The organism is Bifidobacterium apis (assembly GCF_036986835.1).
Lineage (GTDB): Bacteria > Actinomycetota > Actinomycetes > Actinomycetales > Bifidobacteriaceae > Bombiscardovia > Bombiscardovia apis_A.
The window spans coordinates 403,160-428,005 of record NZ_BTXD01000002.1 but is presented as its reverse complement, the minus strand read 5'-3'; the positions used below and the strand labels follow the sequence as shown (position 1 = coordinate 428,005).

The 24,846-nt window shown below is 64.1% G+C and carries 15 protein-coding genes and 1 pseudogene; 14 read left to right on the top strand and 2 right to left on the bottom strand.

Translation table 11 applies throughout. The annotated features are described in order from the left end of the window. Positions 1–142: 142 nt before the first annotated feature. The 13 genes and pseudogenes from AACP62_RS05535 (at position 143) to AACP62_RS05475 (ending at position 19,925) form a co-directional block, all read left to right on the top strand. Positions 143–4,774, top strand: coding sequence for a PD-(D/E)XK nuclease family protein (locus AACP62_RS05535; protein WP_339346937.1), 4,632 nt, complete (start codon positions 143–145; stop codon positions 4,772–4,774). Further along, complete coding sequence (locus tag AACP62_RS05530; protein ID WP_339346935.1) at positions 4,771–8,811, top strand: UvrD-helicase domain-containing protein; 4,041 nt, start codon at positions 4,771–4,773, stop codon at positions 8,809–8,811. Before AACP62_RS05535 ends, AACP62_RS05530 begins: the two co-directional genes overlap by 4 nt. A 128-nt stretch (positions 8,812–8,939) precedes the next feature. Beyond that, positions 8,940–9,680, top strand: a complete 741-nt coding sequence (locus AACP62_RS05525; RefSeq protein WP_044097633.1) for a GNAT family N-acetyltransferase — start codon at positions 8,940–8,942, stop codon at positions 9,678–9,680. Then, a complete protein-coding gene (locus AACP62_RS05520; RefSeq protein ID WP_044097634.1) occupies positions 9,667–10,977 on the top strand; it encodes an MFS transporter in 1,311 nt (436 codons plus the stop codon). Before AACP62_RS05525 ends, AACP62_RS05520 begins: the two co-directional genes overlap by 14 nt. 32 nt (positions 10,978–11,009) lie before the next feature. Further along, the gene (gene dapB, locus AACP62_RS05515; RefSeq protein ID WP_029677800.1) at positions 11,010–11,747 is read left to right on the top strand and encodes a 4-hydroxy-tetrahydrodipicolinate reductase; all 738 of its coding nucleotides are present in this window, start codon (positions 11,010–11,012) and stop codon (positions 11,745–11,747) included. 40 nt (positions 11,748–11,787) lie between these two features. Further along, the gene (gene dapA / locus AACP62_RS05510; RefSeq protein ID WP_029677801.1) at positions 11,788–12,693 is read left to right on the top strand and encodes a 4-hydroxy-tetrahydrodipicolinate synthase; all 906 of its coding nucleotides are present in this window, start codon (positions 11,788–11,790) and stop codon (positions 12,691–12,693) included. 7 nt (positions 12,694–12,700) lie between these two features. Beyond that, positions 12,701–12,931 (top strand): annotated as a pseudogene (locus tag AACP62_RS08375) (RNase J family beta-CASP ribonuclease); the annotation flags it as partial. 452 nt (positions 12,932–13,383) lie between these two features. Then, positions 13,384–14,214, top strand: a complete 831-nt coding sequence (locus AACP62_RS05500; protein ID WP_339346931.1) for a hypothetical protein — start codon at positions 13,384–13,386, stop codon at positions 14,212–14,214. Between the two features lie 110 nt (positions 14,215–14,324). Next, the gene (locus tag AACP62_RS05495; RefSeq protein WP_339346930.1) at positions 14,325–14,894 is read left to right on the top strand and encodes a DUF805 domain-containing protein; all 570 of its coding nucleotides are present in this window, start codon (positions 14,325–14,327) and stop codon (positions 14,892–14,894) included. Positions 14,895–14,936: 42 nt separating this feature from the next. After that, entirely contained in the window at positions 14,937–15,737 is an 801-nt protein-coding gene (locus AACP62_RS05490; RefSeq protein WP_339346928.1) for a hypothetical protein, read from the top strand. Positions 15,738–16,192: 455 nt separating this feature from the next. Then, entirely contained in the window at positions 16,193–16,834 is a 642-nt protein-coding gene (locus AACP62_RS05485) for a hypothetical protein (protein WP_339346926.1), read from the top strand. A 263-nt stretch (positions 16,835–17,097) separates the two neighbouring features. Then, a complete protein-coding gene (dapA, locus tag AACP62_RS05480) occupies positions 17,098–18,009 on the top strand; it encodes a 4-hydroxy-tetrahydrodipicolinate synthase (RefSeq protein ID WP_339346924.1) in 912 nt (303 codons plus the stop codon). A gap of 62 nt (positions 18,010–18,071) precedes the next feature. Continuing rightward, positions 18,072–19,925 carry a ribonuclease J gene (locus AACP62_RS05475; RefSeq protein WP_029677821.1) on the top strand — a complete coding sequence of 618 codons (1,854 nt, stop codon included), beginning with the start codon at positions 18,072–18,074 and terminating at the stop codon, positions 19,923–19,925. A gap of 89 nt (positions 19,926–20,014) precedes the next feature. On the opposite strand, the gene AACP62_RS05470 is transcribed toward AACP62_RS05475, so the two are convergent. Together AACP62_RS05470 and AACP62_RS05465 are read right to left on the bottom strand one after the other, a co-directional pair. Continuing rightward, a complete protein-coding gene (locus AACP62_RS05470) occupies positions 20,015–21,079 on the bottom strand; it encodes a 2,3-butanediol dehydrogenase (protein WP_339346922.1) in 1,065 nt (354 codons plus the stop codon). Between the two features lie 114 nt (positions 21,080–21,193). Beyond that, positions 21,194–21,952, bottom strand: coding sequence for a Tle-like phospholipase domain-containing protein (locus AACP62_RS05465; protein WP_339346920.1), 759 nt, complete (start codon positions 21,950–21,952; stop codon positions 21,194–21,196). A 213-nt stretch (positions 21,953–22,165) separates the two neighbouring features. Between AACP62_RS05465 and pepN the strand changes: the two genes are divergently transcribed. Next, the gene (gene pepN / locus AACP62_RS05460; protein ID WP_339346919.1) at positions 22,166–24,781 is read left to right on the top strand and encodes an aminopeptidase N; all 2,616 of its coding nucleotides are present in this window, start codon (positions 22,166–22,168) and stop codon (positions 24,779–24,781) included. Positions 24,782–24,846 lie beyond the last annotated feature (65 nt).

Sequence of the window (24,846 nt, the reverse complement as noted above, 5' to 3'; positions counted from 1 at the left end):
CTAAGGACTGCCTGAGAACTGCTATCCACGATAACAGCACGACGCTCCCGATCAGGCATCCTTTCAACCTCTCGCGGACAGTCCTGGACCAGCGGGTTCCGGACCCTGTAGATGGACCATGCCGGACCCTATTCTTGTAGCTATGAGCAAGCAGCCACCGGTGGATCCGCAAGAGGCCATGGAACCGGTCCGTGCCCTTATCGGCGATCGGCTCCAGAACGAGGAGGGCCGGCCCACCCGGGCCCTGGTGGTGGCTGGTCCTCCCCGCAGCGGCAAAACCAAGCTGGCTACTCAGGCCCTGCTGGCCGGTATGGAGCAGTTCGGCGACGGTGCCAGTATGGCCGTATCAGGTAGGATCGCGGCCGACCAGGTCAGCCGTCAGGTCATTCTCAAGCGGGGCAGGTCCGACCGCACCCGACCTGTGGGCACCCTGCAAGCCCTGGCTTTTCGCCTGCTGACACGGTCCCGACTGGCCCAGGGTGGCCACGATCCGCTCCTGCCCAGGCTGCTCAACGGCGCCGAGGAGGATGCCCTGCTCAGGCAGGTCATGACTGCTCACCTGCAGCATGTCCAGGCCGGGGACGACTGCGCGGTCTGCCGACTCTTGGAACGCTACTTCCGCAACGGGGCGGGTTGGTCCTCCGTCCTGATCGGCGACGGACAGGGACGGGTCGTCGGGGTCGCCGACAGGTTCATCGCCCAGCTGCGGGACATGTTTGCACGCATGACGGAATTGGGACTGGACAGAGGGGACCGGGATCAGCTTCTTGATGCCCTTGCAGTCCAGCCCATGGACCCCGACCGCCGCGACCGCCTGGGTCTGCAGTGGCGGCTGGCCTTCGCCCTGGAGGACGAATACCGCCAGAGCATCACCGAGAGTTACCCGGATGAATTCCGTCTGGACCCCTCCATGCTTATGGTCGAAGCCTCCCGTAGCCTGGACGGGTTGGCTGATGACGACCTGCCTGACCTGCTGGTCGTGGACGACTGGCAGGACATCACCCTGGCTGGTATGGACCTGCTGCAGGGTTTGAACCAGGCCGGTTGCCGACTCCTTCTGGTGGGCAATCCCGACCAGTCGGTCCAGTCCTTCCGCGGCTCCTACCCGGAATTCTTGGCCACTCGCCTGACAGCCCTGTCCAAGCCCATGCAAGGTGCCTCCGCCCCCCTTCTGGCCCGGGACTTCGCCTGTCTGGGCGCCGCCAACGTGACCCTGAAACCCCGGAGGATGGTGGCTCCGAAGGCAGCCGCAGAGCATACCGAAAGCGGTCAGGGGCCCGACCCGGCGGCTCCAGGTTCCTACGCCGATCTGGTGGCTGCCAGGGTCAGCCTGGGCATCGCCGGGGTCGAGGAGAACGACACCCCCCTGCCGGCCAGACCCGGCAAGCTGCCCGCCTGGCCCGGCGCCGGACCGGTGGCGCCACTGACCGACGGAGACAGTCTTATCCGCGACGGCAGCGTGCAGACCAGGCTCTTCCACACCCCCGACCAGGAGGACGACGACCTGGTCTGGCAGATCAAGCACGAGTTTCTGGCCGAGAAGCGTGACTGGAACGACATGGCCGTCATCGCCCACGACAACATGACCCTGCGCACCTTGGGCCGCAAGCTGCGCGTTCAGGGTGTGCCGGTGCGCTTCTCCTCGGTGACCCGTCCGCTCAGCCAGGAGCCTGCCATCCAGGGTCTCTTTGCCCTGGTCGAGCTGGCCCAGTCGGTACTGGATCCCACTACCGCCGGAAGCGACCCGGACGATCCGGTCCAGGTGGCCGCCTGGATCCGTTCGCGCCTGCGCACCCTGATGGCCGGCCCCCTCTTCCGTGTTCCCGCCACTGCCGCTCGTGCAGAGCGTCCCGTCAGGATGGAACGCCTGGAGTCCATCATGGAGACCATGGCCGCCTTGGCCCCCCTGTCCGGCCAGCAGGGGAGCGAGGCGGACTCGTCGCGCTCCTTGCAGGACCTGCCGCTCCTGGGACAGGCCTGGCAGAGCTGGGTGGAGGATCTGGCCGAGCGGCGGGCTCAGCGGGATCGTTCATCCGGTATCAGTGTCGACGATTCTTTGTTGACCAGGCATGACTCCGTCGAGCCGGTGGGCGGGTCTGGTCCCTTCTCCACTGCCTCGGCCCCCGATCAGCCCGTGGATCTGGGCGACCGGGATGTTCAACGGCCAGCCATTCTCTCTGTCCAAGCCCTGGAGACCCTGCTGGTTCTGGACCCGGATGACCGATCCTCGGGAATCATCCTGGAGACCATGACCGCCATCGCCGGGGGCCGCCGGGAGGATCCTGACGTTCAGGTCCTGGACAAGGCCCTGCAGGTTCTGCGTCTGACGGCCAGCCGCACCAGCGTCCTTGAGGACCGTCAGCCCCAATATGTGCTCTGGGAGGCCTGGCGGAGCCTGGATCTTGCCGACGACTGGCAGCGAAGGGCCTTGATGGCCACCCAGGAGGGGGAGGAGGCCAACGACCGTCTGGACGCGCTCATGCGGCTCTTCCAGTACGCGGCCGGGTCCCGTCGTTTCCCCACGGTCGAGGCCTTCATGGACCAGGTGCGCACCATGCAGATCGAGGCCGACTCCCTGGCGCGGATCGGGCCTATCGAGCACGCCGTCACTCTGACCACACCCGCCGGCGCCGCAGCTCTGGCCACCGACTGGCCCCTGATCTGGCTGCCCGCTGTCCAGGACGGTGTCTGGCCCAATCTGATTCCCCGCGACACCATGTTCGGAGCCGAGGAGCTGGCCGACCTGGTCCTGCACGACCGCATTGGTGACCCCCTGGCGGACACGCTCAGCCACGATCCTGCCCTGCGCTCCATCCTTTACGCCGAGAAGAAGGGTTTTCTGGAGGCGCTGACCCGGGCCCGAACCCAGGTGCGCATCAGTGCGGTCTGGAACGATGACCTGGTTCCTTCAGACTTTCTCTACGGCTACCTGCCCGAACGCTATCCACGCACCGCCGATATGAGTCAGGCCGAGTTCAGCATGGTCGGCGCTGGCTCAGGCGGCAGTGAGCGCTATGGGGGACTGGAGGTGTCTCCTAGGGGCCTGACTGCGGCCGCCCGATCCATCCTGGCTGTCCAGGCGTTGCTTCCGCAGGACCAGGTCGACCGTGACCGAGTGGACGATGCCGTGCAAACCTTGCGGTTGCTGGCCGACCAGGGCCAGGATTCGGCCGATCCACGTCATTGGCCTTTCCTCTACAACAATGATGACAACAATGATGAGGATGGTGTTGCCGAGCCGACATTGGATCAGCATGTCCCAGACGAGCAGTCCACGGTTGGGCCGGCCTCGGACCGGCATGCCCCAGATAAACAGTCCGCAGTTGGCCAAGTCCCGGATAAAGAGGTTTCGGTTGAACAGGCTGCCGTGTCAAGGGCTGTGACCGCTGCCGCGGGCGTCGCATCGGTTACTGAAAGAGACCATGCCTCCCGGACCGCGCCTGCTTCCGTCAATCAAGCCGGGCAGGCAGATCGAATACAAAACGGTGACCGGGGTCATGGGCACCGCCATGAACACCGATCCGACCGCCAGGTGGTTCTGCTCTCGCCCTCGGCGGTCGATGCCATCTGGAACTGCCCCCTGGAGTGGGCCCTGGGCGATCAGTTCTCCGGCCCATCCCCATCCAGGGTGCCCACGGAGTTCGGCTCACTGATACACAAGGTGGCCAGCGAGGGTACAGCCCAGGGTTTGGACCGTCCCGGCCAGGGCGATCCTGATGCCCGCCAGCAGCAGGTGCGGGATGCGCTTCTGGGCATCTACCAGGATCTGGCTCCCCAGGAACAACGCCTGCGGGACCCAGACGAGCTCTATGACCAGCGCGGCCGCAGCAGCCGGGTGGAGTCCATCCTGGACAACCTGGCCTCTTATTTCGTCCACTCTTCGGATTCCGAATACGGCCTGGATGGCAAGAGCCCGGTACCGGTTGGTGATCTGCTGGGTGTGCAGAGCGAGCGATCCTTCGATGTCAGCCTGTCCATGGAGGACCTGGTCCCTCTTTGGAAGGCCACTTTCCCTGACAGGCCCTTGGATGCCGACGGGCTCTTCGCCCTGATGTCCGGCCTGGTCGACGGCTTCCCTTCAGCCCTGGATGCCAGGACCACGGTCAGGCTGACCGGCCGCATAGACCGTCTGGAGGTCAGGTTCCTGCCCGAGGGCATCCGTCTGCGGCTGGTGGACTACAAGACCGGCAGGGTCCCCTATACCCAGGGACAGCTCTTCAACGATCTGCAGCTGGTCTGTTATCAGCTGGGCCTGGCCTTCCCGCCCACACCCGGCAGCAGACCGGAGGTGGGGGCTGCCTGGAGCCTGCCCCAGGCTCCCGATCTGGACAGGACCGAGGGGATGAAGCTGAGTCAGTCCCTGCTTTTGCAGCTGCAGGCCCCGCCCAAGGATGTGCAGACGGGGCTGCGCCGGGAGGAGATGGCCTACCAGCCGCCACTGTTCGAGCGTGACAGGCTGGTCACTGTCGCTCAGCCCAGAACCGGCATGCCCTCCCCGCTCAAGTCCAAGGCCGAGCCTGCGGACCTGCCGGATCAAGTTCCGCCCGGGGTGGATGCGGACCTGTGGGCCATGGTCCGAGCCTCCAGAGTCTCCTCCCAGGCTGTATGGGGGCTGACCATGATAGCCAGGGTCTTCTTCGCTGCCGGGGTCAAGCTGACGGCTGGCCAGGATGATGCGGTCTTCGACCCTGCCCGTTGCCATCGGGCCAGCAATGGCCAGGAATGTCAGGCATGGCAACTGGTGGCGCCCAATCTACTGGAGGATCAGGAATGAAGCAGACTGCCGAACAGTCCGCCATCGTCGATGCGGATGTCAATGAGGATCTTCTGGTGGTGGCCGGTGCCGGCTCGGGCAAGACCATGACCATGACCAGCCGGATCATCGCCCTGATACGTCGCGGAGTGCCCTCCGAGCAGATTCTTGGACTGACCTTTACTCGCAAGGCTGCCTCCGAACTCCAGTCCAGGGTTGGGGCGGCGGTCATCCGACGCGACCAGGGCAAAGGCGCCTCGGGCGTGGATCCCGAACGCAACTTCCTCAAGCCGACCGTGTCCACCTATGACGCCTTCTTCCAGTCCATCGTGCGCCAGTACGGCCTACTGGTGGGTATGGATCAGGACACCCGTCCCCTGAGTTCAGCGGGAGCCTACCAGTTGGCCTCCCAGGTGGTCGCCGACCATCTGGATCTGATCTTTCCCGCCGGCGCCTCGGCCCAGGATGGCGACTCCGACGACCTGGGCTCCGCGACCTTCTCGACCACGGTCAACCGGGTTCTGGGGCTGACCGGGGCGGTGACCACCTCCATGATCAGCAGCGACTGCCCGGATTTCGACCAGGCAGTGGAGCGGATTCGCGCCTGGGACCGTGCCTTTGTGGATCGTGCGGACCAGCTCATCGGCGACCAGCCCGTGCCGGACACCGAGCCCACAGTCAGCACGTCACCGCCCAAGCGAAGCAAGAAGGAGACCGACGAGCACTATCAGGGTAAAATCAAGGACTTCCGAGACAAGCGGCAGAACATCCGCCTCTACCGGGTGGATGCCATGCGACGGGCCGTCCTGACACGTGAGAAGCTGCTGACCCTTGTCCAGGACTACCAGCGTGCCAAGCGCCAGGCCAACATGGCCGAGTTCGGCGACTTCACCCTGGCCGCCTTCCAGCTGGTCGAGCGTTTCCCCTCCATCAGCGCCCAGCTGAGACGCCGCTACAGCCACGTCTTTCTGGATGAATACCAGGACACCTCCACCACCCAGGCCCTGCTTCTGGCGGCTATCTTCCACCCGCAGAATCGGCAGGAGAATCAGGGGAGTGCGGACCAGGCTCCCGGCAGGTCGGCCGTGACTGCCGTGGGCGACCCCTTCCAGTCCATTTATGCCTGGCGTGGGGCCAGTCCCGGGGCCTTCCGCACCTTCCAGGCCCAGTTCGGCATGTTGGCCGACCGACCTGACTCCGGCAGCGGGCCTCTGTCTGGCGTGACAGCCTTTGGGCGCTCGCAGGACCAGGACCCGCTGACCCTGTCGCGCACCTTCCGCAACTCCAGCTGGGTGCTCAAGGCCGCCAACCAGCTGACCGTCCCCTTGCGCCATCGGGGCCAGGAGAGCCGGTCGGAAGCGGAACTGCGCGAGGTGGACGTGGCCAGGCTCCGTCCCCGTGAGGACGCTGACCCGGGTACCGTGGGTCTCTTGGGCTACAGCACCGGTGGCCAGGAGATCGATGGCGTGGTCAGGTTCGCCCTCAGGGCCCGCGAGCTCTATGGCAACCAAGGTGACGCGCCGCACGTGGCTGTCCTCTTCCGCTCCAAGGCCGCCCTGCCCAGGTACCGTCAGGCCATGGAGGCTGCGGGACTGAGTTGCCAGGTCGTCGGGTACTCCTCTCTCTTCGACCGGCCCGAGGTCATGGATTTGCGGGCCCTGCTCTCCCTGATATGCGACCACACCGACAGCGATTCCCTGATGCGCCTGCTGGCCTCGGCCCGGTTCGGCATGGACGCGGCCGATCTGAGTGCTCTGGCCTCCCTGGCCGCCAAGGTCAACGAGGACAGCCAGTACCGGGCCCTGGTCCGGGCCGGACTGGTCGAGTCCGACCCCGATCCGCGCCGCCGTCGCGAGGATCTACACCGTTACCGTGACCAGGTTCCCAACGACGTCTTCCTGGTGGACCTGCTTCTGCGTGATGACCTGCCAGACCTCTTGAAGAACTCCGGGCTCTCTGCCAGGGGACGGGTCCTGGCCGCCGAAGCCGCCCGGGTCATCTGCCAGGTCCAGGCCGAGTCCTCGGCCCCCCTGCGCCAGGTGGTCATCGCCGCCATCCGTGCCCTGGACCTGGACGTTGACCTGGTGCTGGCCCGTTCCCTGGCCAATCCTGAACGTCCGCTTGAGCCCAGCCAGGCCAAGGCAGGCATTCAGGCCCTGCTGGACCAGGTGGATGTCTATCTGTCCGAGCTGCCCCAGGGCCTGGGGCCCAGCCTACGTGGGTTCGTTTCCTGGCTGTCCTCCCTGGACCAGAGCCCTGAAATGCCCACTGACGGGGACGACCGACAGGCCGACGTGGCCCTGATGACCGTCCACCAGGCCAAGGGTCTGGAGTGGGATGCCGTAGCGGTGGTCGGGCTCAAGCGTGGAGCATTCCCCAGCAGCCAGGGCGACCGGCTCACGGTCAAGCCAGCCTCGGACCAGCCGGTTGTCCAATCCCCGGATGGCCCGGTCTACCAGTACAACTGCACGGCTCGTACCTGGCTGGTCGATCCTCAGTCCGTGCCGGTGCCGGTCCGGGCTGATGCCATGATCCTGCCCCGCTTTCCTCATGATGCCCCCCTGGGAGCTGACCCCGAAGACCTGCTGGGTCGGCTGGACCTTGTGGGCTTGGAGGAGGAGGCCATGGGCCTGTCTCGGGAGAGCGGGCTGGACGACCAGGCCCGCACTGTCCGGGCCGATGCCATCGCCCCCTCTCAGCGCGAACAGTACGGCCGTCGGCTGCTGGACGACGAGCGACGGCTGATCTACGTGGCGGCGACCAGGGCCCGGCATGATCTTCTGCTGACCTTCAGCCAGGATTCCCAGGCGGAGTCTGCCGCTTTGAACACGCCGGCTCCGGACCCGGATAAGGCCTCCAATTTCTGGACCGAACTGGTGGAGCTCTTCCAGGAAGAGCCCGATGCGGTCAAGCTGGAGCAGGCAGAGGACGCCCAGGAGGGTCAGCCAACGCCACCCCTGGGGCTCTTTGTCGGTGAGAACGCCCAGTCCTACCGTCAGGCCATCGTCGACCGTGCCCTGGAAGAGGTGGACCAGGTCGCCGCCCGAGACGGCGAGCGTGATCAGACGCTCTGGCCTCCGGTTCTGAATGCACGCACACGCGAGGCCCTGAATCGCTCGGCCGCCTGGGCGCGCGCCGGGGAACCAGGCGACCAGGAGATCCCTGAGGAGGGCGATGACGGGCTCTATGCCAATGCAGTCCGTGTCCTCCAGGTCAGCACGGGTCGTCTGGGGGTATCTGACGACCAGCTGCTCACGGACCTGGATCTGCTGCGGCGCACCGGCCGTCGGATCCTGGGGCATGGGGCTAGCAGTGTCACCGCCATCCAGGCCGGTTCGGCAGGGGGCAATCCCAAGATGGAGAGGGACTACTGGCAGGGGCTGGTCAGACCCATACCCAAGGTGGCCTCCCCGCAGGCCGAGGCGGGCACCCGCTTCCACGACTGGGCCAGGCGCTTCATCCTGCCCGAGATTTCCGCCCCCCAAGGACTGGTGGACCTGCCGGATCAGGCGGAAGCACCGAATCTGCTTGATGGTCCGCTGGGTCCTGGTGCCATGGCTGAGAGGGCCCGCATGCTGGCCGGGCTTGACCAGGAGCGGGAGTCCTTGGATTCCAAGACCGATCCCGTTAAGGCCCGTCTGCTGACCTGGGAGCAGCGACTGGCTGAGTCCGATTGGGCCCAGCGCACCCCCGTCTGGGTGGAACGGCCCATCGTCGCGGTGCTGGCAGGCCAGATCGTCAAGGGCAAGCTGGATGCGGTCTTCGCAGGCGGACTGGACCCGGATCGCCCGGATTTGCGCTACACGATTGTGGACTGGAAGACCGGAGCCCGACCCCGTGGGGAGGAGTCGACCAACCGCCGTCTGGTTCAGCTGGACTTCTACCGGCTGCTCCTGTCACGCTTGGAGGGTATCGGCCTGTCGACCATCGACGCCTGCCTTTATTATGTAAGCGAAGACCGGCCCCAGGATCGACTCATCAGGGCCCGTGCCAGGACCGAAGAAGAAATTCTCACATCCCTGGCCGAGGGCATACCCGAGCAGTCGGACGAGGACTGAGTCTGCGGCAGACCCCGCCGGACAAGGGCGATGGGTGCCGCGCATCAGCAATCATGAACAGCAGGCGATCGGCAGACGGCCAAGGGCCGTCGAGGGGCCGGGCACGCCCGAATGGAGCAATGAGACAGATGACAACGTCCAGTAGTCACGACCAGGCCTCCCAGCGGAGGGGGAGCGTGGAAATAAGACCTATGGTCTGGGCGGATATGCCCGACCTGGTGGGGACCTTCGACGCCACCTGGAAGGTGCAGGAGGATCCTGAAGGGACTGTTTCGCGGCTGAGTGCCGCCCACTTCATCCTGCATTACCTCGTGGGTGCCACCAGGGCCCGGATAGCCGTTGATGGGCAGAACTTTCTGGGGGTGACCCTGCTGGCCGAGGGGCGTGGCGAACTGTGCTTCCCCCAGGCCCAAGAGGAGCTGGACCGAGTGGACCAGCAGCTGTCCGCCACGACGCTGGGCGCTCAGACCCTGGACCGAGCCCGCCAGTGGCAGCTGACCGAGGTCAAGCTGGAAGAGAAGTGCGGTTTGGCAGTCCCGCCCCAGGCCGAACTGAGGCTCTTCCTGGTCTCCAGCCGTGCCCGGGGCCGCGGCGTGGGCGGTGCACTGTGGCGTGACACCTTGGAGCATCTGGACCAGGCGGGCATCGAGCGCTTCTACCTGCATACGGACTCTTCTTGCGATGTGGGCTTCTACGATCACCAGGGCATGGAGCGGCTGGCCGAGCTCAAGGGGCGGGACCATGCAGCCTTCGCCGGGCGCGACCCTTCCGACGACCCGCAGTTCTTCGAGGGAATCGACGACATCTTCATCTACGGCGGCCGTGTGAGCGACCAGCTGGGCAAGGACGGTGACCGTGGCGGCCGCTAAATCCCCCTTCCTGCGCCTGTTCACCTATCCGGGCGCCGCCGGCTTCTGCCTGTCGGCCGTTCTGGCCCGCCTGCCCCTGGGCATGATGGGTCTGGGCATCGTACTGGCCTTGAACCACATCTATGACAACTGGACCTCGGCCGGTCTGATGAGTGCCGTCTACACGCTCTGCGCGGCCCTGGTCACCCCCTTCTACGCCCGCCTGTTCGACCGGTTCGGCCAGCGTCGGGTCGGCGTGACCGCCCTGATCGTGCAGGCTCTGGCCATCCTGGGATTTGCCGTGGGTGCCATGCGCCGGGTTCCCCTGGGAGTGCTCTTTGTGCTGGCGGCCCTGATGGGCCTGACCCAGTTCGCCTTCGGAGCCCTGGTGCGCACCCGCTGGGCTTGGGTGCTGCGCGATGACAAGACCAATCTGCTTAACACCGCCTACGCCTTGGAGTCTGGCCTGGACGAGTGCGTCTTCATCCTGGGCCCCATCCTCTCCGCCTACCTGGCAACCTCGGTCAGCCCGGTCTCCCAGCTCTACCTGCCTGCCCTGGCCCTGCTGGCCGGCGGACTGACCTTCTTCGCCATGCGTTCCACCGAGCCTCCGGCCGTCGTTCGTATGGAGACCGTTAACCAGTCTGCGGCGGATCATTCGCCGGTGGACACCCATGGGGACGTCCTGCCCAGTGACACTGACAGCCACCAGGGCTCCCGCTCGGCTCTGGTCTACCCGGGCATCCTTCTGCTGGTGGTGATCTTCGTCGTCTTCAACATGAGCTTCTCGGCGGTGGACGTCTCGGTGACCGCCCTGACCAAGTCCATGGGCCGCGAGGGTGCGGTGGGTCTGCAGCTGGCCCTGTTCGCCCTGGGTTCCCTGTGCGGGGCGCTCATTTTCGGCTCGGTCAGGCTCAAAGGATCCCGCTGGCGCTATCTGACGACCTTCCTGGTGCTGCTGACCCTGGGCTATGTGGTCTTTCGCCTGGTCATGGACAATCTGATCCTGCTGGGTCTGGCCGAGGTGCTGACCGGCCTGTGCGTCTCGCCCATCTTCGCCACCGGCAACCTGATCGTGCGCGAGAACGTGGATGCCAGGGCCCTGACCGAGGGGCTCTCCTGGCTGTCCACCGGCGGATCCATCGGCACCTCCCTGGGATCCACCCTGGCTGGAGTCGCCCTGGATCAGTTCGGACCCCACGGCGGCATGACCATTCCGGCGGTGGTCACCTGCTGCGCTGTCCCTCTGGCCCTGTTGGGCTGGGCCAGGAGCCGCAGGAGGGGTATGGTCGTGAAAAAGACCGAAAATGCACAGTGAAATGAAATGAACAGTCGAGAAGGAGGCAGCCGATGATTCGCGTATCGGTGCTGGGCGCAGACGGACGCATGGGAACCGAGGTGGTGCGTGCTCTGAATGACGCGCAGGATATGCAGACGGCCCTGCTGCTGGGCCCGGGCGATGATCCGGCGGCCATCAATCCGAGCAACACGGATGTGGCGGTCGACTTCACCAGCCCCGATGCCGTCCTTAGCAACACCCTGACCCTGATAGGGCAGGGGGTCCACTCCGTAATCGGCACCACCGGTTGGACCAAGGAGCGCCTGGACCAGGTCAGGCAGGCCCTGGACGGACATCCCGGGCTCAGCGTTTTCATCGCTCCCAACTTCGCCATTTCTGCGGTGCTGGCTGACCGATTCGCAGCCATGGCAGCCCGTTACTTCGAGTCGGCCGAGGTGGTCGAGATGCACCATCCCGACAAGGTCGACGCCCCCTCTGGCACGGCTCTGGGTACTGCTTCCGCCATTGCCGAAGCCCGCCGTCAGGCTGGCATGGGTCCCATGCCCGACGCGACCCAGCAGGCTGATGCTTCCAGGGGCCGGGTGGTTGACGGTGTTCATGTGCATGCCGTCCGGCTGCGGGGCCTGAACGCGCACGAGGAGATCCTCATGGGCAACCCCGGCGAGCAACTGACCATCCGCGCAGACAGCTTTGAGCGCGTCTCCTTCATGCCCGGAGTCCTCCTGGCCGTGCGCCGTGCTGGGAGTATTCCCGGACTGACTGTAGGCCTGGACCACTATCTGTTCTGATATCCGCAAGAGCATCCCCGTCTGCAAGGAGCGTGAAGATATGACTGAGACCGTTGCCCATCTGCTTCCTTCTGCCCCATTTGGCCGGGTGATCCCCGCCATGGTCACGCCTATGAACAAAGACGGATCCGTGAATTACGAGGCTGCCGCCAATCTGGCCCGCACCCTGGTGGCCGATGGGGCCGACGGCATCCTGGTCAACGGCACCACAGGCGAGTCTCCCGTCACCCACATGGAGGAGAAGGTCAACCTGGTCAAGGCCGTCAAGGATGCCGTCGATGTGCCGGTCATTTCGGGTGCGGGCTCCAATGACACGGCGCACACGGTGCGCATGGTGGAGATGGTCCAGGAGGCCGGGGCGGATGCCCTGTTGGTGGTCATGCCCTACTATTCGCGGCCTTCCCAGGATGGTGTGGTGGCGCATTTCCGTTCGGTCTGCCGGTCGGCTGATCGGCCGGTTATCCTCTATGATGTGCCTGGACGGACCGGGTTGCACGTGACTGTGGATACCTATCGTCGTCTTGCCGGATTGCCGCATGTGGAGGCCGTCAAGGATGCTACGGGCGACCTGGCTTCCATGCCCCGCAAACGTCGGGAGACCGGCCTGACCTGGTATTCAGGTGATGACGGGCTTTTTCTGCCTTTCCTGGCTTTGGGTGCGGTCGGCGTCATTTCGGTGATTGCCCACGTGGCCTCCGGACCGATGAAGCGTCTGGCCGACGACTTCGATGCCGGGGACCTGGATGGCGCACGGGATCTGGCCGTGCGTCTGGACCCGCTGGTCCAGGCTCTGAACGGCCAGGGGCAGCAGGCGGTCATGGCCAAGGCTGCCCTGAAGGCGGCCGGCAGGCTGGATCAGACCGCCATGAGGCTGCCCAATCTGGGTCCCGATGAGGATCAGGTGGCTCTTGCTCGAAAGGGCATGAAGGCTGCCGGGCTGATCTGAATCAGCCCTGAAAGTGACGGCGCCATCGCCTGTGACAAGTGCACTCAGGCCGGGCAGTATTTGGTGGCGCCTCTCCAAGTACCGCAAGGGCTCCATGCTTATCGTCCCGCTTGGGGGTCTGGGGGAGATCGGTCGCAATATGAATGTGATCGAGTACAACGGCCACATCTTGCTGACCGACTGCGGCGTGCTGTTCCCGGAGGAGGAGCAGTCGGGCGTGGACCTGCTCATGGTCGATTCCACCAATGCCGAGGTCCCCGGCTTGGAGGGTGACAAGACGGGGATCCTGACGGTTTCGAAATGGGCGGAGGGAGCCAAGTCCTTGGCTGTGTCTTCGTCCAAACGTATGAGCATACCCTGCTGTGGATGAAGGGATTCGGGCGCGGAGTGTGGTCATCTGCAAAAGCTGTCGGTCTGTATACATATGCGAAGTTCGACAACGAGGTGTTGAAATTCGTTTCCCATGATCCGGGAAAACCCTCTGTACGGGACCGTTACCCGCGGAACCCGTTCCGTGGCCAAAGACGGTGTAAATGCCTTGAAGTGTCGGGACTATAATCAGAATAAAGGCGGTGTCGGGCGGAAGACGTCGGTGTCTGAGGGCCGTGGTTATTTGAAGCCTTTCTCGCCTATAGCCGGGTTTTGGGTCCCGTGCTAGCGAAGGTGCAGGGCGAAGGGTGAGTGGTGGTGATGTCAGAGCCGAGCGGCGGGGGTGCTGATGCCGGTGAGGTGTCGGATGACGTAATCGATTGGATTGATAAGGTTGATAAGTTTGCCCTGTCGTGGTTCTTGTCGAGCATGCTCGAGAGAGTCCCGCATGCGCGGCTTGGCGCCGTTGAGTTCTCCCTGGGAGGGGTCCTGTGGAAGACGGTGCTGTACGGGCTGGCCTATGTAGCCGGGTTCGCCTGCGGCTGGTACTACCTGTTTGACCAGGACCAGGATTGGGTGCGCACCTGGATAGTTTGCCTTCTTTTGCTTGCTTTCTTTGTCGGATTTGCTGTTCGGAACCTGTTGGGGCGGTATGAGTATGGAAAGGAGCGTCCGGGGCCTTGGTTTGTGGTCTTGTCTTTCTTGTTTGTTCCGGTGATCGGCGTCGTACTCGGGGCTGCCAGTTCTACCTCGGGTGGCGTGTTCCGGTGGGTTCCGGTGTCGGTGACTGTGTTGGTGGTTGTTGGGGTGTTGGTGTTTCCGGTGGTGATGCGGCTGGTGCGCAACAGGTTTGCGTCGTGGGCGGTGATGGTGGTGTTGTGTGTGGTGCCGTCCTGGATGCTGCTCAAGCCGACGGGGTCGGCTGGCGCGTCCCTGTTCTGGTGCTGCCTGGTGGGCGTCGTCGGCGCCTTGTGGTTCGTGCTGGACATGTTGGGGATCGGGAAGTGCGCGAGCATGCATCGTGACGCGACTTTCGAGTGGCTGGCGGCCTGGGCGCTGGCGTTCGATCTGACCCTGACGATCGCCTCCATTATTGGAAACTCCAATTCTTATATGGGAGTCTACAAAGATGACGATGATGTCGGCCGGTGATGCCGGACGGCGGGTTGTGCCATGGGTGTGCCTGGGTTGATGCCGATATCGGATGTTCCGCCTCGATGGACCGTCGGGACGGGTTTATGAAGAAAGGAAAGGTGAGGATTATGGCCAGTGCCCTGTTCTCGAAGAGGCCGCGTCGCGTGGATGTGATGAAGGGGTACGAGCCCATGTATGATGCGACCTTGCAGGAGTGCCTGCAACGGCCCTTCTACCTGTACGCGAGGGGGAAGGGGCGTTCCTGCCGCAAGGAGATGTGGGTTTTCTCCCTGTTCGTCTCGTTCATGGACACCTGCGTGACCCGCGTGTTCTCTTCTGGTCCCCTGACCGTCATACCGGTGCTGTTCTCCCTGGCGATGCTGGTGCCTATGTATGCCCTGACGGTGCGGCGTCTGCATGACCTGGGCCTGTCGGGGTGGCTGGCGCTTGTCCTCTACCTGCTGATTGTGGTGGGCTTTGGTCTGGTTGTCGGTTCGATGGTGTCGGATACCTTGGAAGGGCTGGATCCCTCCGCCCCTTCGCCCCTGGGGATCATCATCCTCCTTCTGGCCGTGGTCATCCGGCTGGTCATCATGTGCGTCCCCTCGCGTCGCCGTCATCCAGTTGTCGATAACGGGAGCTTAGGTACGAGTCAGACTGGCACAGCGCAGTACCCAGTGGACCCGAACGGACAGTGATTCCCCTGCAGTAGCGGAAAGAGTGAAAGATGGGTGGTGGTGATGTCTGAGTCGAGCGGCGGGGGTGTTGGTGTCGGCGGGGTGTCGGATGGCGCTGGGGATCGGGTTGATGCGTTTGTCCTGTCGTCGGTGATGTCGCGTGTGGTCGGGAGCGTCCCGCATGCGCGGCCTGGCGCCCGTGAGTTCTCCTTGGGCGGGGTGCTGTGGAAGACGGTGCTGTACGCGTTGACCTATGTGGCCGGGTTCGCCTGCGGCTGGTACTTCCTATACGACGATAGCCAGGATTGGGTGCGCATGCGGATAGGCCAAGCTGCGTTTCCCGTACTGTTCTCTATTTTTGCTGTGGTTGTCCTGTTGGGGCGGTATGAGGATGGGAAGGGGCGTCCTGGGCCTTGGTTTGTGGTGTTGTCGCTTCCGTGCGCTCCGGGGTTCGGCATCGTATTCGGGTCTGTCGGTCGTACCTCGGGTGGCGTGTTCCGGTGGGTTCTGGTGTCGGTGGCTGTGCTGGTGGTTGTCGGGGTGTTGGTGTTTCCGGTGGCGATGCGGCTGGTGCGCAACGGGTTCTTGTCGTGGGCGGTGATGGTGGTGTTGTGCGTGGTGCCGTCCTGGATGCTGGCCAGGGTGACGGGGTCGGCTGGCGTGTCCTTGTTCTGGTGCTGCGTGGTGGGTGTTGTCGGTGCCTTGTGGTTCGTGCTGGACATGTGGGCGATCGGGAAGTGCGCGAGCACGCATCGTGACGCGGCCTTCGAGTGGCTGGCGGCCTGGGCGCTGGTGTTCGATCTGATCGTGCTGATCGCCTCCCTCCTGGGAGCCTCCAATGATGACGACGACGCCAGCCGATGATGTCGGCTGCGCGGGGCGGGCTGGACCGGTCCGTCCCCTCCGTGGTCAAAGACGATGTCGTGCCTTGAAGCGGCGAGTCTGTAATCAGGATAAAAACGGTGTCAGTGGAAGACGCTGGTGTCTGAGGGCCTTGGTTATTCGAAGCCCTTCTCACCGTTGGTCGGGTCTTGGGGTCCGTGCTTGCGCAGGAGTAGGACGAACTCCGACGATGTGAGATGGAAAGAGACCAATATGAACGGCACTGATACAAGACCGGAATCAACGCTCCGGTGGGCCAAGTGGTGGATTCGATGCTTTGAACGGGAGGGTTGTGTGTGATGGCTGATGGTGTTTCTGGTTCCTTGCGGCTTCCTGTGGGGAGGTCCTGGCTGGAGAGTGCGTCTTCGGTCATGTCGCGGGTGGCGGGGTGTGCGCGTCATGCGCCCGCGGGGGAGCGTGCCTTTTCCCGTGCCGGCGTGGTGCGCAAGCTGGCGGTGTACGGGGCGGCTTTCCTGGCGGGGTTTGTGCCTGGCTGGGCGTTCCTGTACGACCAGGAGGAGCTGTGGGTACGGTACCGTTTTGTGGAGTTCGGCTTGGCGGGCCTGCTCTCGGTTTTTACGATGTGGTGGTTTTTGGACCGGTTTGAGAGCCGTGGGGGGCGTCCGGGGTTCTGGTGCCTGGCGCTGACGATGCCGATGATGCCCTGCTGGGGGGTGACGTTCGGCGCGATGACCGGCGCGAATCCGGGGGTGATGCGTTGGGTGCTCGTGTCGGTGGCTGTGCTGGTGGTGGCCGGGGTGACCTGGCTGCGGTTTGTGTCTGATTGGGTGCGTGGCCGTGTGGCGGCCTGGGCGGCTTCGGCCGTGTCGTGTGTGCTGCCGTCGTGGATGCTGTGCCTGCTGTTCGGGGGTTCCCCCTTGTCGTGCCTGCCCTGGTGCGTGGCGGTGGGCGCAACGGGCGCCTTGTGGTTTCTGCAGGATCTGTGGGCGATCGACTATTGTGCGGGCGACGACCGTGATGCCTCCTTCGAGTGGCTGGCGGCCTGGGCGCTGATCTTCGACCTGATGACCCTGGTGGCCGCCCTGTATCGCGGCGGCACCGCCGCACAGGATCAATGAGCTTGCCCCGGGATGCTGCTCTCTGCTTGGCTGAGCAGTGCCAGGTGATGGATAGGCACGGGTACGCGCAGCGTGGGAGGCGGCAGGGTGACCTGGCTGGCCCTGCCTTCTGGCTTATGTTGCTGGGAACCGTCTCTTTCCCCTTTTATTGATTTGGGCAGGGACGGTGGAAGTTCGGCGCACGTTGCCTGTCCAAGACTGACAGTGGGAGGGGGAGGGTGTCGCGAGGGCGATGAGTCCCCGTCTGCAAGTAGCGTTGAGGTATGTCTGAGCTTCAAACCCATCTGTTGGACAAGGCCCCGTTTGGGCGGGTCGTGCCGGCCATGGTCACCCCCATGAACCATGATGGGTCCGTGGATTTTGAGGCCGCCGGCAAGTTGGCCCGCAGGCTTGTGGCTGATGGGGCGGATGGGTTGCTGGTCAACGGCACCACCGGTGAATCCCCGGCCACCCACATGGAAGAGAAAGTCGATTTGGTACGAGCCGTCAAGGATGCCGTCGATGTGCCCGTCATCTCTGGAGCAGGCTCCAATGACACGGCGCACACGGTACGCATGGCCGAGATGAGCCAGGAGGCCGGGGCGGATGCCCTGTTGGTGGTCATGCCCTACTATTCGCGGCCCTCCCAGGATGGGGTTGTAGCGCATTTCAGGTCCGTCTGCCGGTCTGTGGATCGTCCTATCGTGCTCTACGATGTACCTGGCCGCACTGGGTTGCACGTGACTGTGGATACCTACCGTCGTCTTGCCGAATTGCCGCATGTGGAGGCCGTCAAGGATGCCACGGGCGACCTGGCTTCCATGCCCCGCAAACGCCAGGAGACCGGCCTGACCTGGTATTCAGGCGATGACGGGCTCTATCTGCCCTTCCTTGCCCTGGGTGCGGTCGGTGTCATTTCGGTGATCGCCCATGTAGCCTCCGGACCCATGAAGCGCCTGGCCGACGACTTCGATGCCGGGGACCTGGATGGCGCACGGGATTTGGCCGTGCGTCTGGACCCGCTGGTGCAGGCTCTGAACGGCCAAGGGCAGCAGGCGGTCATGGCCAAGGCCGCTCTGAAAGTGGCCGGTGTCTTGGACAGCACGACGATGAGGCTCCCTAATCTTGGGCCCGGCAAGGACCAGCTGATCCAAGCCGAGAAAGGCATGAAGGCCGCAGGGCTGATGCGTTCCTGACAAGCAACCAAGCGTCGCCCCTGTATCAGACGGGGGTACAGATAATGGAAACACAAGTGACAATGGCAAGAAAACAAGAAGAATCAAACACGACCGGCAAGAGCAGAAATCGTCGGTCCTCCTCCAAGAACGGTAAGCAGGGGTCAAGCAGGTCCCGGGGTGAATCCCGTAGTCGCCGCAACGGCGCCATCGCCCGCGGCAAGGGCACCCAGACCGAGCAGCATCTGGTTGCTCCTCCCAAGTACCGCAAGGGCTCCATGCGTATCGTTCCGCTTGGGGGTCTGGGGGAGATCGGCCGCAATATGAACGTGATCGAGTACAACGGTCACATCCTGCTGATCGACTGCGGTGTGCTCTTCCCGGAGGAGGAGCAGCCGGGCGTGGACCTGATTCTGCCTGACTTCAGCTATATCAAGGACAAGCTGGACCAGGTGGATGCCCTGGTGCTGACCCATGGGCATGAGGACCATATCGGTGGCGTGCCCTACCTGCTCAAGCTGCGTCCGGATATCCCCCTGATTGGCTCCAAGCTGACCCTGGGATTCGTGGATGCCAAGTGCGAGGAGCACCATCTCAAGCCCACCGAGGTTGAGGTCAAGGGCCGTGACAAGCTCAAGGTGGGCCCCTTCAATCTGGAGTTCGTGGCGGTCACCCACTCCATCCCTGACGCACTGGCCGTCTCTGTGCGCACTCCTGCGGGTCACATCATCGACACCGGCGACATGAAGATCGACCCGCTGCCTTTGGATCACCGCCTGACCGATCTGCGCGAGTTCGCCAAGTTGGGCGAGTCCGGCGTGGACCTGCTCATGGTCGATTCCACTAACGCCGAGGTCCCCGGCTTCGTCAAGCCTGAGATTTCCATCGCCCCCGCCCTGGACAAGGCCTTCGCCGAGGCCCAGCGCAAGATCATCGTGGCCTCCTTCTCCAGCCACGTCCACCGGGTGCAGCAGGTGGTCGACGCCGCTCACAAGTTCGGCCGCAAGGTGGTCTTCGCCGGCCGGTCCATGGTCCGCAACATGTCCATCGCCTCCGACCTGGGCTACCTGCATCTGCCCGAGGACACCGTGGTCGACCTCAAGGACGCCCACAGCATCCCCGACGAGAAGATCGTCTACATGTGCACCGGATCCCAGGGCGAGCCCATGGCGGCTCTGGGCCGCATAGCCGACGGGACCCACCGCGACATCACCATCAATGAGTTCGACACGGTCATCCTGGCCAGCTCGCTGATTCCCGGCAACGAGCATGAGGTCTACAAGGTCATCAACAAGCTGGTGCGCCTTGGCGCCAAGGTGGTCAACCGCGACAACGCGGCCATCCACGTCTCCGGCCACTCCGATGAGGGCGAGCTGCTGCACTTCTACAACATCGTGCAGCCCAAGTGCGCCATGCCTATCCACGGCGAGAACCGGCATCTGGTGGCCAACGGCCTGATTGCCGTCAAGACCGGCGTGGATCCGCAGAACGTGGTCCTGGCCGAGGACGGCGACGTGGTGGACCTCTACCATGGCCAGGCCGCCGTGGTCGGGTCCGTGCCCTGCGGATACGTCTATGTGGACGGCGACTCCGTGGGCCAGCTGACCGATGATGAGCTGGAGCAGCGCAGGATTCTGGGCACCGAGGGCTTCGTCTCCGCCTTCGCCGTGGTCGACACCGAGACCAGCAAGGTCGTCTCCGGCCCCAAGCTCTACCTGAACGCCGTGGCCGAGGACGAGAGTGAGTTCAAGTCCATCAATTCCCAGATTGTCGATCAGCTTGAGGATGCCATGTCCAAGGGGACCACCGGTACCTACCAGCTCCAGCAGATGATGCGCCGCACCCTGGGCGGCTGGATATCCCGCAAGCTGCACCGTCGGCCCATGATTGTGCCCGTGGTGGCCGACATCGCCACCGACGTGCAGTCGCAGGACTGATCGCCGCTGCCTGCATACTGATACTGAAGGCTCCGGTCGCCCAGATGGACGGCCGGAGCCTTCAGTGTTATCAGTAAAAAAGGGAGTGCTTACATGCTCACGATGATCTTGACGTGGTTTTCCGCGTCCTCACGCAGCGGACGGAAGCCCTTGTCCACGATGTCCTCGATCTTGATCCGGTCGGTGATGAAGGTGGACAGGTCGATGTTCCGGTCATGGATGAGCTTGATGGCATCGGCATGATCGTTGGCGTATCCCATGGACCCCGACATCAGCTTTTCGCCGAAGCCCATCTCCATGGTCAGGTCCAGGCTGATGGGCTTGACGTGGATGGCCACGACGACCAGGCTGCCCTGGGCCTTGAGTGCCGACAGAAGCTGGTGGACCACCGGTCCGGCGCCAGCCGCGTCGAAGGCCACATCGGCGCCACGGCCATCGGTCTCGGTCTTGACCCGCTCCAGCAGATCCTCCTTGCTGGGGTCGACGACCAGGTCAGCGGCACCGGACTGCAGGGCCTTGTCCTTGCGGGCCTGGGAGAGCTCGGACATGATGACCTTGAGTCCCTTGGCCTTGAGCACGGTTCCCAGCAGCAGGCCGACAGGTCCTGCTCCGCCGACCAGGGCGGTCTGCCCGGGCTCGGTGTGGATCAGACGCACGGCGTGGTAGGCCACTGAGAAGGGTTCGATCAGGGCTGCCTGATCCAGGGGCAGGTCGCCCACGGGGAAGACGCGCTCGGCGGCCACCACCATGTGCTCGCTCATGCCGCCGCCCCAGCCGTTGATGCCGATGAAGCCCAGCTTTGAGCAGTCGTTGTAGTTGCCGGCCTTGCAGGCTGGGCATTCTCCGCAGGCCATCTCGGCCTCGACTACCACGGAATCGCCCACCTTCATGTCGGTGTGCACATCATCGGCAATGGCCTCAATGGTGCCCGAGATCTCATGGCCGAAGACCACTGGCAGGGTCTCCCCGGAAAGAGGGTGGGGGGTGTCTTTGGAGTTGCCGCCGTTTTGCTCGCCATCATAGTAGAGGTGAAGGTCGGAACCGCAGATGCCTGTGAAGGCGGGATGGATCTTGATGGTCCCCGGCTTGAGCTCGGGCTCGGGAATGTCCTCCAGGCGTACATCTTCCTTGCCGTAGTACATCAATGCTTTCATATCGTATATCCTCTCTGATATGCGTGTAGCCCTGCACGGACGAAGTTGAATACCCAACATGACATCCCTGCGGGCAGGTGACGCTCCCTCATTGGAGACCGCCCAATTCTCATATTACCGCGGATATGTGGCCACGGTAATAGGAGTTTCGGTCAGGACCTCGCCACCCTGGTCGAAACCGAAGTCGCCCAGCCAGTGTCCTAACCTGCTGGGCCCCTTGCCGCACCAGACCACACAGGCGCTGCGGTCGGCCTGTCCGCTCAGTAGACGGTTGGCGGTTCCTGTCACCCTGTCGTTGCCTAGACGGTAGTCCAGGAACTTGCCGTCCCCGTGGTGACGGGCCACCCGCTGACGCTGCTCCTGGTCCAGCACCCGCCAGGGGTCGGCGGCGCAGAAGACCCTGGCGGGCAGGTCCTGCTCAGCTGCCTGGATCAGGGCCAGTCCTCCGCCCAGGCTATGTCCGGTAAAGAACAACCCACGGTCGGTTCCAGTTCTGCGTCGGGCCAGGTCAAGCGCCTGCTTGGCCAGGATGTCTGCCTGCTGTGTCTGTCCCGGCTCTCCGTTCAGCGGTGGCAGGAAGCAGGTCAGCGCGGCATGGATGTCGTGGCGGGGGTCGTCACGCAGATTGGTGCCTGCATAGACCACGACCAAATGGGCATAGTCCGGGCCATCTTCCAGATTCGGGGCGGCGATCATCCCTTCGAAGCCGTTTTCGGGGCAGTAGCGGGATCGCAGCACCCAGTAGCTGCCCAGGGCCGGATCCTCGAACCAATGCAGGCCCGGACGGGTCTTGACATCCCCTCGACCGATTCCGTAGGAGTACTGGCAGAGCATGTTGAGCTGCTGTGTGGTAAACCCGGTCCGGACCTGCATGACGCTTCCTTTCTGCCAGACTCATAAGGCAACGACCATGAACAACCGCCTGGAGGTCCGGCTATTCCCGTCCGGACTGCGCCGTGAGAAAAGAGGGGAATCCTCCTGCTGGCCCGTCGGCTGGTGCCCGCATTAGACTTGACATGCCATATCCATACAGGACCTATGCCGATGCCGGTGGGGGCACCGACATCCATGCACGAAAGGAAATTCATGCCCGGAGCCAATCTGACTCGTGTGGAAGCAGAAGAGCGAGCCGTCGTCGTATCCAATATCAGCTACAAGGTCAATCTGGACCTGACCAAGGGGCCTGCCACCTTCCCCTCCACAGCCCTGATCGACTTTGATGCACGGCCAGGGGAGTCCACCTTTGTGGATCTGATCGCCGACCAGGTCAGTCTGATCGAGCTCAACGGCCAGCGTTTGGACCCGGCCCTGGCCTTCCGGGACGACCGGATTGAGCTGAACGACCTGCGCGAGCACAACCAGCTGCGGGTGGAGGCCCTCTGCCGTTATTCGCGCACAGGCGAGGGACTGCATCGCAGCGTGGACCCCTCGGACGGCAACGTCTACCTCTACTCCCAATTCGAGGTGCCCGACGCCCGCCGGGTCTATGCCGTCTTCGACCAGCCGGACATCAAGGCGGTCTTCGACTTCACCGTGGACGCCCCGGCATCCTGGACGGTCCTGTCCAACATGCCTCCCGCCTCCCATCAGGACCTGGACAGCCGCACCGCCGAGGGAACCCTGGAGGGCGGCCGGACCGAGGGCGTGACCCGCTGGGTCTTCCAGACCACCCCGGTCATGAGCTCCTACCTGACCGCCTTCGCCGCCGGACCCTACGCCCAATGGACCAGTGAGTATCAAAACGAGGACGGACGGACCATCCCCATGGGCCTGTACTGCCGGCAGGCGCTGAAGGACTCCCTGGACGGGGATGCCGAATACCTCTTCGACGTGACCAAGAAGGGCTTTGCCTTCTACGCCAAGACCTGGGACCTGCCCTTCCCCTGGGCCAAGTACGATCAGATCTTCGTGCCCGAATACAACGCGGGCGCCATGGAGAACATCGGCCTGGTCACCTTCCGCGACTCCTACGTCTTCGAGTCCAAGGCCACCGGGGCCCAGATCAACCGCCGTGTGGAGACCGTCCTGCATGAGCTGGCCCACATGTGGTTCGGCGACCTGGTGACCATGAAGTGGTGGAACGACCTGTGGCTGAACGAGTCCTTCGCCGAGTTCATGTCGACCCTGGCCACCGCCGAGGCCACCGAATGGACCGACGACTGGGCCACCTTCTGCTCCGGCGAGAAGAGCTGGGCCCTGACCGAGGATCAGCTGCCTACCACCCACCCGGTGGTGGCCCCCATCCGCGACCTGCATGACACCGAGGTCAACTTCGACGGCATCACCTACGCCAAGGGCGGCTCTGTCCTGAAGCAGCTGGTCGCCTACGTGGGCCGTGAACGCTTCTTCCAGGGCATCCACAACTATCTGACTGCCCATGCCCACGGCAACGCAACACTGAAGGATCTGCTGACCGAGCTGGAGAAGACCAGCGGCCGCGACCTGGGCAACTGGTCCCGGCTCTGGCTCGAGGAGGCCGGCATCACCACGCTGACCAGCCAGGTGCAGACCGACGAGCGGGGGATCATAACCGCCATGCGGATCGACCAGACAGCCCCTGAGGAGCATCCTGTCCTGCGTCCCCACCGCCTGGCTGTGGGCTTCTATGACGAGGACCAGTCCGGCAAGGTGGTGCGTACAGACCGGTTCGAGCTGGATCTGGACGGCCAGGGAGCCGAAGTGCCCCAGGTTGTTGGCAAGAAGCGTCCGGCCCTGATCCTGATCAACGACGACGACCTGACCTACGCCAAGCTGCGTCTGGATCAGGATTCCCTGGAGTATGCCACGCAGAACCTCTACCGGATCGAGGACCGTCTGGCTCGGGCCGTGGTCTGGCTCAGCCTCTGGGATATGACCCGGGATGCACAGTTCCCTGCTGAGCGCTTCATCAGCCTGAGCCTGAAGGCCCTGGCCACCGAGCATCAGTCCACCACCTTCCGTTACGCCCTCTCTCAGATCTCCACGGCCGCCCACCACTTCACCGCCTCCCGCCGCCGTCAGCCCATCCTGCAGCTGGTGGCCAGCACGCTCTGGGAGCTGGCCATGAAGGCCCAGCCCGGGTCCGACGAACAGTTCCAGCTTGTCCGCGCCTACCTGGGCTACGGGGACGACGCCGACTTCGAGGATCACGCCCGCGGTCTGCTGAATGGCGACCTGAAGCTGGAGGGGCTGACCATCGACAACAACACCCGCTGGCTGATCATCCACGCCCTGTCCGCCCACGACATGCTGGCTGACGGGGAGATCGACCGGGAGCTGGCCGCGAAAGACACCACGGAGAACCGCGAGTTCGCCATGGGCGCCCGGGCTGCCCGTCCGACGGCCGAGGCCAAGGCCTGGGCCTGGGATCAGGCCCTGCACAACGAGGATCTGACCAACTCGCAGATCGAGGCCCTGGCTGACGGCTTCTCCGGCTCAGGGGACCAGGAGCTCTTCGCGCCCTACGTGGACCGCTTCTTTGCGGCTGTGGACCAGGTCTGGGCCCAGAAGACCTTCCACATCGCGGAGACCCTGCTCAACCCGCTGTCGGCAGGAGGGCTCTACCCGACCAAGGCTGATCCGGCCGCCCTGGTCAAGGCGGGTGACGCCTGGCTGGCCGACCACGCCGAGGCCCCCAAGGCCCTGCGCGGGATGATCATCCAGAACGTGGAGTCCTCCAGGCGCATCCTCAAGGTCCGCGAATACAACGAGCGTCTGCGCTGAGTATTCCGCCCGCCCCGACCCGGGTGGCGACGGGTCAGGGGCGGGGCCATAATGAATCTGTTGCC